This is a genomic window from Streptomyces pseudoechinosporeus (genome assembly GCF_054783935.1).
The window spans coordinates 52,931-63,380 of sequence record NZ_BAAGPS010000073.1 but is presented as its reverse complement, the minus strand read 5'-3'; the positions used below and the strand labels follow the sequence as shown (position 1 = coordinate 63,380).

At 70.1% G+C, this 10,450-nt stretch carries 8 protein-coding genes, 2 pseudogenes and 1 riboswitch; of the genes and pseudogenes, 5 read left to right on the top strand and 5 right to left on the bottom strand.

Annotated features, from left to right (window positions below; all coding sequences use genetic code 11):
- Nucleotides 1-168: 168 nt before the first annotated feature.
- Both ACYVO6_RS42140 and ACYVO6_RS42135 read left to right on the top strand, forming a co-directional pair.
- Nucleotides 169-1,689, top strand: coding sequence for an aldehyde dehydrogenase family protein (locus tag ACYVO6_RS42140; protein WP_461070977.1), 1,521 nt, complete (start codon nucleotides 169-171; stop codon nucleotides 1,687-1,689).
- A 66-nt stretch (nucleotides 1,690-1,755) separates the two neighbouring features.
- Nucleotides 1,756-3,297 (top strand): GMC family oxidoreductase, encoded by a 1,542-nt coding sequence (locus ACYVO6_RS42135; RefSeq protein ID WP_461070975.1) that lies wholly within the window; start codon nucleotides 1,756-1,758, stop codon nucleotides 3,295-3,297.
- Nucleotides 3,298-3,364: 67 nt separating this feature from the next.
- Here ACYVO6_RS42135 and ACYVO6_RS42130 read toward each other — a convergent pair.
- The 3 genes and pseudogenes from ACYVO6_RS42130 to ACYVO6_RS42120 form a co-directional block, all read right to left on the bottom strand.
- Nucleotides 3,365-3,514, bottom strand: a pseudogene (locus ACYVO6_RS42130) (isocitrate lyase/phosphoenolpyruvate mutase family protein); the annotation flags it as partial.
- Nucleotides 3,511-3,957 (bottom strand): carboxymuconolactone decarboxylase family protein, encoded by a 447-nt coding sequence (locus ACYVO6_RS42125; RefSeq protein WP_461070973.1) that lies wholly within the window; start codon nucleotides 3,955-3,957, stop codon nucleotides 3,511-3,513. The gene ACYVO6_RS42125 and the pseudogene ACYVO6_RS42130, both read right to left, overlap by 4 nt.
- The gene (locus ACYVO6_RS42120) at nucleotides 3,954-4,460 is read right to left on the bottom strand and encodes a carboxymuconolactone decarboxylase family protein (protein ID WP_461070971.1); all 507 of its coding nucleotides are present in this window, start codon (nucleotides 4,458-4,460) and stop codon (nucleotides 3,954-3,956) included. Before ACYVO6_RS42120 ends, ACYVO6_RS42125 begins: the two co-directional genes overlap by 4 nt.
- Nucleotides 4,461-4,507: 47 nt before the next feature.
- On the opposite strand from ACYVO6_RS42120, the gene pdxR reads away from it, so the two are divergent.
- Together pdxR and ACYVO6_RS42110 are read left to right on the top strand one after the other, a co-directional pair.
- A complete protein-coding gene (gene pdxR, locus ACYVO6_RS42115) occupies nucleotides 4,508-5,941 on the top strand; it encodes a MocR-like pyridoxine biosynthesis transcription factor PdxR (RefSeq protein ID WP_461070969.1) in 1,434 nt (477 codons plus the stop codon).
- 164 nt (nucleotides 5,942-6,105) lie between these two features.
- Nucleotides 6,106-6,405, top strand: a pseudogene (locus ACYVO6_RS42110) (glutathionylspermidine synthase family protein); the annotation flags it as partial.
- Nucleotides 6,406-6,713: 308 nt separating this feature from the next.
- Here ACYVO6_RS42110 and rocD read toward each other — a convergent pair.
- Entirely contained in the window at nucleotides 6,714-7,928 is a 1,215-nt protein-coding gene (rocD, locus tag ACYVO6_RS42105; protein WP_461070967.1) for an ornithine--oxo-acid transaminase, read from the bottom strand.
- A 132-nt stretch (nucleotides 7,929-8,060) separates the two neighbouring features.
- A riboswitch (ZMP/ZTP riboswitch) is annotated at nucleotides 8,061-8,149 on the top strand.
- Nucleotides 8,150-8,181: 32 nt separating this feature from the next.
- On the opposite strand from rocD, the gene ACYVO6_RS42100 reads away from it, so the two are divergent.
- On the top strand, nucleotides 8,182-9,636 hold the full coding sequence (locus ACYVO6_RS42100) for a glycine hydroxymethyltransferase (protein ID WP_461070965.1): 1,455 nt from the start codon (nucleotides 8,182-8,184) through the stop codon (nucleotides 9,634-9,636).
- A gap of 25 nt (nucleotides 9,637-9,661) precedes the next feature.
- Here ACYVO6_RS42100 and ACYVO6_RS42095 read toward each other — a convergent pair whose 3' ends face one another.
- The gene (locus ACYVO6_RS42095) at nucleotides 9,662-10,384 is read right to left on the bottom strand and encodes a hypothetical protein (RefSeq protein ID WP_461070963.1); all 723 of its coding nucleotides are present in this window, start codon (nucleotides 10,382-10,384) and stop codon (nucleotides 9,662-9,664) included.
- Nucleotides 10,385-10,450: the final 66 nt, after the last annotated feature.

Genomic DNA, 10,450 nt, shown 5'->3' with positions numbered 1-10,450 from the left:
CCTCCCACCCACCCGCACCCGGCGGAGCCCGTGCGCAGAGTGACCCGGCGCACTTCGGCCACGGATTGTGCATGTATCGCCCCGGTCGGGGCAGGGGCACTCAGCTCCTTGAAAGTGGCACGAGTGTGCCACAGGGGCATGGAACAGGAACGGAAGGCAGCACCGGCCATGGCGGGACCAGCGGAACGACAGGCGCAGAAGACGATTCACGTGGGCGGGGAGTGGCGTGAAGCCGTCTCCGGGGAGACACGTGAGGTGCTCGACCCGGCGGACGCCAAGCCGTTCGCCGTGGTTGCGGAGGGCGACGGGCGGGATGTGGACGCGGCCGTCGGCGCCGCCCGCCGTGCCTTCGACGAAGGGCCCTGGCCCCGTACCCCCGTCGCCGAGCGGAGCGCACTGCTGCGTCGTGTCGCCGATCTCCTCGTACGCGATCGTGAGCGGCTCGGGCTGCTGGAGAGCCGGGACGCCGGCAAGACGCTCGAGGAGGGGCGCGTCGACATCGACTGTGTCGCCGACGCCTTCCGGTACTTCGCCGATCTCGTCGTGGGAGAGGGCGGGGGGCGGGTCGTCGACGCCGGGTCCGACGACATCCACAGCGTTGTCGTGCACGAACCCATCGGCGTGTGCTCCATGATCACGCCCTGGAACTATCCGCTGCTGCAAGCGAGTTGGAAGATCGCGCCCGCACTCGCCGCCGGGAACACCTTCGTCATCAAGCCCAGCGAGATCACCCCCCTGACCACGATCGCCCTGGTGGAACTGCTCCAGGAGGCCGGGCTGCCCGACGGGGTCGCGAACATCGTCACCGGCCCCGGGCACACCGTGGGCGCCCGCCTCGCCGAGCACCCCGGCGTCGACCTCGTCTCCTTCACCGGCGGTCTCATCAGCGGAATCAAGGTCGCCCAGGCCGCCGCCGTCACCGTCAAGAAGGTCGCCCTCGAACTCGGCGGCAAGAACCCCAACGTCGTCTTCGCCGACGCCTGCGCCACGGAGGAAGGCTTCGACACCGCCGTCGACCAGGCCCTGAACGCCGCGTTCATCCACAGCGGCCAGGTCTGCTCCGCCGGCGGACGCCTCATCATCGAGGAGTCCGTACGCGAACGCTTCGTCGCCGAACTCGCCCGCCGGGCCGGGAAGATCCGGCTCGGGCGCGGCACCGAGGACGGCGTCGAGTGCGGGCCGCTCGTCTCCGAGCAGCAGCGGGAGAAGACCGAGGCGTACGTCGCTTCCGCCCTCGCGGAGGGCGCGGTGCTGCGGGCCGGCGGCAAGCGGCCCGAACCGTCGGAGCAGAGGCCCGCCACCGGGTACTTCTACGAGCCGACCGTCCTCGACCAGTGCCACCGCGAGATGAAGGTCGTACGCGAGGAGGTCTTCGGGCCCGTCCTGACCGTCGAGACGTTCCGTACGGAGGACGAGGCCGTCGCGCTCGCCAACGACACCGAGTACGGGCTCGCCGGCGCCGTCTGGACCGCCGACGCGGGCCGCGCCCGGCGCGTCGCCGGACGGCTGCGGCACGGCACCGTCTGGATCAACGACTTCCACCCCTACCTCCCGCAGGCGGAATGGGGCGGCTTCGGCAAGAGCGGCGTCGGGCGGGAGCTCGGGCCCGCCGGTCTCGCCGAGTACCGCGAGACCAAGCACGTGTACCAGAACCTCGCGCCGCAGCCGGTGCGTTGGTTCGCGGGCTGACGCCCACGCCCCCGCCGAAGATTCGCCGAGCGCAGCACCTTGTACGACTCCGAGGAGTAATCCCCCATGCCTGAGCAGCCCGTGCCCATCCACGAGCACACGTACGACTACGTCGTCATCGGCGGCGGTACCGCCGGCTCCGTCATCGCCTCCCGGCTGACAGAGAACCCGGACGTCACCGTCGCCGTCATCGAGGGCGGCCCCAGCGACGTCGGCCGCGAGGACGTCCTGACCCTGCGCCGCTGGATGGGGCTGCTCGGCGGGGAGCTGGACTACGACTACCCGACGACCCGGCAGCCGCGCGGCAACTCGTACATCCGGCACAGCCGCGCCCGGGTGCTCGGCGGCTGCTCCTCCCACAACACGCTCATCGCGTTCAAGCCGCTGCCGTCCGACTGGGACGAGTGGGAGGCGGCCGGTGCCAAGGGCTGGGGCGCGGTGCCGATGGAGGCGTACTACGCCCGGCTGCGCAACAACATCGTCGCCGTCGACGAGAAGGACCGGAACGCCATCGCCCGCGACTTCGTCGACGCCGCGCAGGCCACGCTCGGAGTGCCGCGCGTCGAGGGCTTCAACAAGAAGCCGTTCACCGAGGGCGTCGGCTTCTTCGACCTCGCGTACCACCCGGAGAACAACAAGCGGTCGAGTGCCTCGGTCGCCTACCTTCACCCCTTCCTGGACCGCCCGAACCTGACGATCCTGCTGGAGACCTGGGCGTACCGGCTGGAGCTGGACGGGACGCGGGCGCGCGGCGTGCACGTACGGACCAAGGACGGCGAGGAGATCCTCGTACGCGCGGAGAATGAAGTCCTGTTGTGTGCGGGTGCCGTGGACTCGCCACGGCTGCTTCTGCACTCCGGTATCGGGCCCGCCCGCGATCTGGAGGCGCTCGGCATCCCCGTCGTGCATGACCTGCCTGGCGTCGGCGAGAACCTGCTCGACCACCCGGAGTCGGTGATCGTCTGGGAGACGAACGGGCCGATTCCCGAGAACTCCGCGATGGATTCCGACGCGGGTTTGTTCGTGCGCCGGGATCCCGAACAGCCGGGCCCCGACCTGATGTTCCACTTCTACCAAATTCCGTTCACGGACAACCCGGAGCGACTGGGGTACGAACGCCCCGCCCATGGCGTCTCCATGACTCCGAACATCCCCAAGCCGCGCAGTCGCGGCAGGCTCTATCTGACCAGCGCCGACCCGGCCGAGAAGCCCGCCCTCGACTTCCGTTACTTCACGGACGAGGACGACTACGACGGCCGCACCCTGGTCGACGGGATCAGGATCGCCCGCGAGATCGCCAAGTCCGAGCCGCTGGCGGGCTGGTTGAAGCGCGAGGTGGCCCCCGGTCCCGACGTCACGGGCGACGAGGAGCTCAGCGTGTACGCGCGGTCGGTGGCGCACACGGTGTACCACCCGGCGGGAACCTGCCGGATGGGCGCCCCGGACGACTCACTCGCCGTCGTCGACCCGCGGTTGAGGATCCGTGGTCTGGACGGCATCCGGATCGCCGACGCCTCCGTCTTCCCGGCGATGCCCGCGGTGAACCCGATGATCGGGGTGCTCATGGTCGGGGAGAAGTGTGTCGACCTGATCGGAGGTGGCGAGTGATGGCCACGTGAACTCCCGCCGAAGCCACCGCCGTTGAGTCCTCCTTCTCCGTCGCCCGTTCCGGATCGGCGACCCCGGCGCTGGGTGTCGCGAGCGCCGGAAAACCGGCCTCGGCGAACACGCGTGCGCTGGCGGCGTCCCATGGGCCGGGGAGGATCTGGGGATCGCCCGGAGCGCGGCCCACGTGCAGCGTGCGGAACGTTTCGATCTTGTTCACCACGCAGATCCTCCCGGCGGGATTCGGCGGCTGACCATCAGCCGGTTCCACCCGTTGATAACGGTGATCAGCCCGATGAGATGGGCGAGTTGGGTGTCATCGAAGTGTCGCGCCGCCCGTTCGTACACCTCGTCCGGCACGTAGCCGTCGGTCAGGACCGTGACCGCCTCCGTCAGCGCGAGCGCGGCCCGCTCCCGTTCGTCGTAGACGTCCTCGGCCTCCTCCCAGGCGGCGAGGAGATCGAGCTGCGGCTCGCTCACCCCGTGCCTGCGGGCGATCTCAAGGTGCATGTCGAGGCAGAACGCGCAGTGGTTGAGCTGCGAGGCGCGGATCTGGACCAGCTCGGCGAGCCCGGGGTCGCCGAGGCCCTGCTTGGCGGCGGCGCTCAGCGCGGACATGGCCTTGCCGACTTCGGGGTCGAGGTGGGTGGTCCGCGCCGTCACTTGTGCTGCCCCGGCTGGTAGTGCCCCGGGGTCATACGGAAGGTCACCCCGAACCGGTTCCACGCGTTGATCACTGCGATCGCGGAGATCAACTGCGCCAGCTCGGCCTCGTCGAAGTGCTTGGCGGCCTTCTCGTACACCTCGTCGGACACGAAACCATCCGTCAGGATGGTCACCGCCTCGGTCAGCTCCAGCGCCGCGAGTTCCTTTTCGGTGTAGAAGTGCCGCGACTCGTCCCAGGCGCTGAGCTGGATGATCCGCTCGACGCTCTCGCCTGCCGCGAGGGCGTCCTTGGTGTGCATGTCGATGCAGAAGGCGCAGTGATTGATCTGTGAGGCGCGGATCTTCACCAACTCGTACAGCTTGTGGTCAAGACCCTGCTTGGCGGCCGTGTCGAGGCGGATCATCGCCTTGTAGACCTCGGGGGCGAGCTGGGCCCAGTGCATCCGGGCCGGCTGTTCGGGTGCGTACTCCGCGGCCGTCGTGTCGTCGTTCGTAGTCATGCCCTCGACCCTAGGAGCGAAGTAGCCCAGGGGTATGGTCCATTTTTATGGCGAAATCATGGGCCACTTTGGGCGTCGACCTGCACGTCGACCTGCATGCCGAACTGACCGGCCCCGGCCTGCGCCGAGGGCTCACCGACGCGCTGCGCGAGGCCGTGCGCGGCGGGCGGCTCGCGCCCGGGACGCGGCTGCCTTCGTCGCGGTCGCTCGCCGCCGACCTCGGCATCGCGCGCAACACGGTCGCCGACGCGTACGCCGATCTCGTCGCCGAGGGCTGGCTCACCGCACGCCAGGGCTCGGGCACGCGCGTGGCGGAACGGGCCGTGGCGGCGCCGGACTCGTCAGCGGCTCCACGGCCGCGCTCGCCGCGCGGGCCGACGTACGACCTCGTACCCGGCACCCCCGACTTCGCCTCGTTCCCCCGCGCCGAGTGGCTGAAGGCGGCCCGCCGCGCACTGGCCACGGCGCCGCACGACGCCCTCGGCTACGGCGACCCGCGAGGCCGCGTCGAACTCCGCACCGCCCTCGCCGCCTACCTGGCCCGCGCCCGCGGCGTACGCGCCGATCCCGAACGCATCGTCATCTGCTCCGGCTTCGCCCACGGCCTGCGCCTGCTCGGCACGGTGCTGCGGCAGCGGGGGCTGCGCTCGCTCGCCGTGGAGTCGTACGGGCTTGACGTGCACTGGAAGTTGGCGGAGGCGGCGGGGCTGCGGACCATGCCGCTGCCGTTCGACGAGTCGGGTACGTCCACGGATGGCCTGGCGGGTGCGGGTACGGGGGTGGGGGCGGCCTTCGCCGATGCCCGGGCGATCCTGCTGACCCCTTCGCACCAGTTCCCGATGGGCGTACCACTGCAGTCCGACCGGCGGGCCGCCCTCGTGGACTGGGCGCGGCGGACCGGCGGGCTGATCCTGGAGGACGATTACGACGGGGAGTTCCGTTACGACAGGCAGCCGGTGGGGGCGCTTCAAGGACTCGACCCGGATCGCGTCGTGTACCTGGGCACCGCGAGCAAGTCCCTGGCTCCCGGGCTGCGGCTCGGCTGGATGGTTCTGCCGCCGTCGCCGGCGTCGGAGGTCACGTCGGCGAAGGGCGGGACGGACTCGTGCGGGGTCCTGGACCAGCTGACCCTGGCGGAGTTCATCACCTCGGGGGCGTACGACCGCCATGTCCGCGCGGCCCGCCTCCGCTATCGCCGCCGCCGCGACCAACTCGTCACGGCGCTTGCTTCCCACGCCCCTTCGGTACGGGCCACCGGCATCGCGGCCGGCCTTCACGCCGTCCTCCAACTCCCGCCCGGCACCGAGCAGTCGGTGGTCCAGGCAGCTGCTTGGCAGGGCCTGGCGGTCCACGGCCTGACCCGCTACCGCCACGCGGACACCGCGACCGACCCGTACGACGCCCTCGTCGTGGGCTACGGCACACCACCGGACCACGCCTGGACGGGCGCACTGGACGCCTTGTGCAGGGTGCTGCCTTAAGAGCTCCGAATGCGGCGGCCACGGTCATGATCCATAAGCTGAGGGCCGAGAACTTGATGGTGAACGGTCACGGGGGAGCGGACATGGCGGACTCACGACGGCAACTGCGGTCGGGCACGGTCGTACTCGGCGGGATGGGGCTCTTGGCGGCGGCACTCACCGCCCTCCTCCCCGCCCATCTCTACGGCCCTCGCGAACTCGCCACCACCACCGGTTACGTCGCCAAGCCCCTCCTCGGCCGCGAGGGCGCCGGCGTCACGGTCCACGACCCCGGAAACGCCGCGGTGATCCGTGAAGAACCTTGCTGCTACCAGGAGTTGGCCCCCCTTCCCTCCTTCGACGGCAACCGTGTCGTCCTCGGCGCCTGGGTCGTCGAGCACGAGTCGGCGGGCCTCGGCATCCGCGAGTCCTCCGGCCTGATCACGGACGAGTACGCCCGCTTTCTGCCGCACGTGATCCTCTGAGCGTCAGTGATTCTCTGAGTCCCGGTGATCCTCTGAATCCGGCGAATCTCTAAGCGGCCTCGGGGAGGTGGGGTGCGTTCCCGCGTCGTCCGGTGCTGGGGGCACCTCTGGGGGCACCCCCAGCGGTAGCTGGGGGAGGTAGCTGGGGGAGGTAGCTGGGGGAGCATCGGCGTGCTGCCGCATCGCCCTCGTACTGGACGTACTTGGGTGATGCGGCAGTGCGGCGAGGTGCCGTGCCTGGGGGTACCTCCCACGCCTTTAAGGCAGTGGGGGAGGCGTGGGGGCGTGCCTCACCTCCCCGAGGCCGCTTAGGCGCCCAGTACCGCCCGGAGTTGGGCCAGCCCCCAGTCCAGGTCCTCCTTACTGATCACCAGCGGCGGCGCGATCCGGATGGTGGAACCGTGGGTGTCCTTGACCAGCACACCCCGGTCCATCAGCTTTTCCGAGACCTCACGGCCCGTGCCGTACGCCGGCGCGATGTCGATCCCCGCCCACAGCCCGCGCCCCCGGACCTGCGTCACCCTGCCCGTGTCGCGCAACACCTCCAGCTCGCGATGCAGATGATCACCCAGCTCCGCGGACCGCGCCTGGAACTGACCGGACCGCAGCATGGCGATGACCTCGATCGCCACCGCACAGGCCAGCGGATTCCCGCCGAACGTCGAACCGTGCTCTCCGGGCCGGAACAAGCCGAGCACCTCGGCGCTCGACACCACCGCCGACACCGGCACGACCCCGCCCCCGAGCGCCTTGCCCAGCACATACATGTCCGGCACCACACCCTCGTGCTCACACGCGAAGGTCCGGCCCGTCCGCCCCAGCCCTGACTGGATCTCATCCGCGATGAACAGGACATTCCGCTCGCGCGTCAACTTCCGTACGCCCGCGAGATAACCGGCCGGCGGCACCCGCACCCCCGCCTCGCCCTGGATCGGTTCCAGCAGCACGGCGACGGTGTTCTCCGTGATCGCCTCGCGCATCGCGGTCAGATCGCCGTACGGCACGATCTCGAAGCCCGGCGTGTACGGGCCGAAGTCCGCCCGCGCCTCCGCATCCGTGGAGAAGCTGATGATCGTCGTCGTACGCCCGTGGAAGTTGTCGCCCGCCACGACGATCTTCGCCATACCGTCGAGCACGCCCTTGACCCGGTACCCCCACTTCCGCGCGGTCTTCACGGCCGACTCCACCGCCTCCGCGCCCGTGTTCATCGGCAGCACCATCTCCATGCCGCACAGCTCCGCCAGCCGCGCGCAGAACTCGGCGAACCGGTCGTGATGAAACGCCCGCGACGTCAGCGTCACCCGCTCCAGCTGCGCTCTGGCCGCGTCGATCAGCCGTCTGTTGCGGTGCCCGAAATTGAGCGCGGAGTATCCGGCCAGCAGATCGAGAAAACGGCGCCCCTCGACATCCGTCATCCACGCCCCGTCCGCCGTGGCCACGACGACCGGCAGCGGGTGGTAGTTGTGCGCGCTGTGCGCTTCGGCCGAGGCGATCAGCGCCTCCGTACGGGTCACGGGATCCATGGGATCTCCATTCCTCACGGCACGTTTCTCTCAGGGCACCGGGCGGTTTGTGGCCCCTTCCCATCGTCGCCTGCATCGTCGCTCGCATGGTGGACTCGGGGACCTGGCGATCAGGCGGGGCCGGTAGGCTGACCGGCGGGCCGTGACTGGCGCGCTGGGATGGGACCGACCATCGGGGAGCGGCCCGTGACGAACAAGTGCCGTGCGCCTGGGCCGAACCGTGAACGCTGAACGCCACGTCCGGAGGTCCCTCATGTCCGACCACTCTGCGCCCCTCTCCACCGAATCCACCGCCTTCCGCAGCGCCCTCGAAGTGATCCGTGCCGTCGAGCCCCGGGTCGCCGACGCCATCGGCCAGGAGGTCGCCGACCAGCGCGAGATGCTCAAGCTGATCGCCTCCGAGAACTACGCCTCTCCGGCCACCCTGCTGGCCATGGGCAACTGGTTCAGCGACAAGTACGCCGAGGGCACCGTCGGCCGCCGCTTCTACGCCGGCTGCCGCAACGTCGACACCGTCGAAGCCCTCGCCGCCGAGCACGCCCGCGAACTCTTCGGCGCCCAGCACGCCTACGCCCAGCCGCACTCCGGCATCGACGCCAACCTCGTCGCCTTCTGGGCCGTCCTCGCCGACCGCGTGGAGGCCCCGGCGCTCGCGAAGGCCGGTGTCCGTAACGTCAACGACCTCTCCGAGGCCGACTGGGCCGAGCTCCGCCAGGCCTTCGGCAACCAGCGCATGCTCGGCATGTCCCTGGACGCCGGCGGCCACCTCACCCACGGCTTCCGCCCGAACATCTCCGGCAAGATGTTCGACCAGCGTTCCTACGGCACCGACCCCGCCACCGGCCTCATCGACTACGAGGCCCTGCGCACCTCCGCCCGTGAGTTCAAGCCCCTGATCATCGTCGCCGGCTATTCCGCGTACCCCCGTCTTGTGAACTTCCGCATCATGCGTGAGATCGCCGACGAGGTCGGCGCGACGCTGATGGTCGACATGGCGCACTTCGCCGGCCTCGTCGCCGGCAAGGTCCTCACCGGCGACTTCGACCCCGTCCCGCACGCCCAGATCGTCACGACCACCACCCACAAGTCGCTGCGCGGCCCGCGCGGCGGCATGGTCCTGTGTGACGACTCCCTCAAGGACCAGGTCGACCGCGGCTGCCCGATGGTGCTCGGCGGCCCCCTTCCGCATGTCATGGCCGCCAAGGCCGTCGCGCTCGCCGAGGCCCGCCGCCCCGAGTTCCGCGACTACGCCCAGGCCGTCGTCGACAACTCCCGCGCCCTCGCCGAGGGCCTGATGCGCCGCGGCGCCACCCTCGTCACCGGCGGCACCGACAACCACCTCAACCTGATCGATGTCGCCTCCTCCTACGGCCTCACCGGCCGCCAGGCCGAGACCGCCCTGCTCGACTCGGGCATCGTCACCAACCGCAATGCCATCCCCGCCGACCCCAACGGCGCCTGGTACACCTCCGGCATTCGCATCGGCACCCCCGCCCTCACCACGCGTGGCCTGGGAACCGCCGAGATGGACGAGGTCGCCGGCCTGATCGACCGGGTCCTCACGACCACGGAGCCCGGCACGACCGCGAAGGGCGCTCCCTCCAAGGCCCAGCACGTGCTCGACCCGAAGGTCGCGGACGAGATCTCCCACCGGGCCACGGATCTGGTGGCCGCGTTCCCGCTGTACCCGGAGATCGACCTGGGCTGAGGCCACCGGGAGGCGACTGCTCGTCTCACAAGTCGATCAGTTCCTGTCGTGGTTCCCGCGGCGGCCCGGAGTCGTGCTGTGCGCGGCGTATCAGGAGGCCGCCGCCGGAGCCCAGGGCCAGGCCCGCCGCGAGACCCGGTATCGCCCACCACCAGTCGGTTCCGTCGTCTGCCCCTATGGCGGCCGTAGTCGCGGAGGTCTCCTCGGCGTCGGGCGGAACCGCGGCCGATGTGTCGTCCGACGCATCTTTCGGTCCCGAATCCGGGTTCGTCCCCTCTGGGTGTTTGCTCATGACGCTGAGGTCGGTGAGCAGGGACCGGAGCTCGTCGGGCTTCTCCGCCCGGTGCCAGACCTCCTTCGGCGGCTTCGACCCATCAGGCGCCAGTTTGAGCTGTGTGAGGATCCAGACGCTCCGGGAGCCGGTCACGTCGGGGTGCACCATGTCCACCCGCCAGGGAGTGACGTCATGGATCATCCATGTGATGTTGATCCGACGGCCTATGGAGTCGAGGTCCGGCGGCTTCTCCTGCAACCTCTTGAGGTCGCCGCCCTCCTGGGGGAGCAGGTCCCTCAGTCGCATGTATTCCTCGTCGCTGCTGTACAACGACGCCGTCTCCCCGCTGCTGGGCGATGCCAGCAGCACACTCGTCGGCCCGCCCGCCACCGCAGCCGACGCGCCCGTCAGCACCAGAGCGAGCGCAGCCGCCAACGCCCCGGCTGCCGCCGCCAGTTCACGAACCCTGCGCATCGGACCCCCAGTCGATCCCGGATGCGGCCCGTCCGCACCCTGTCACTTCTGGTACACCGCTCGACC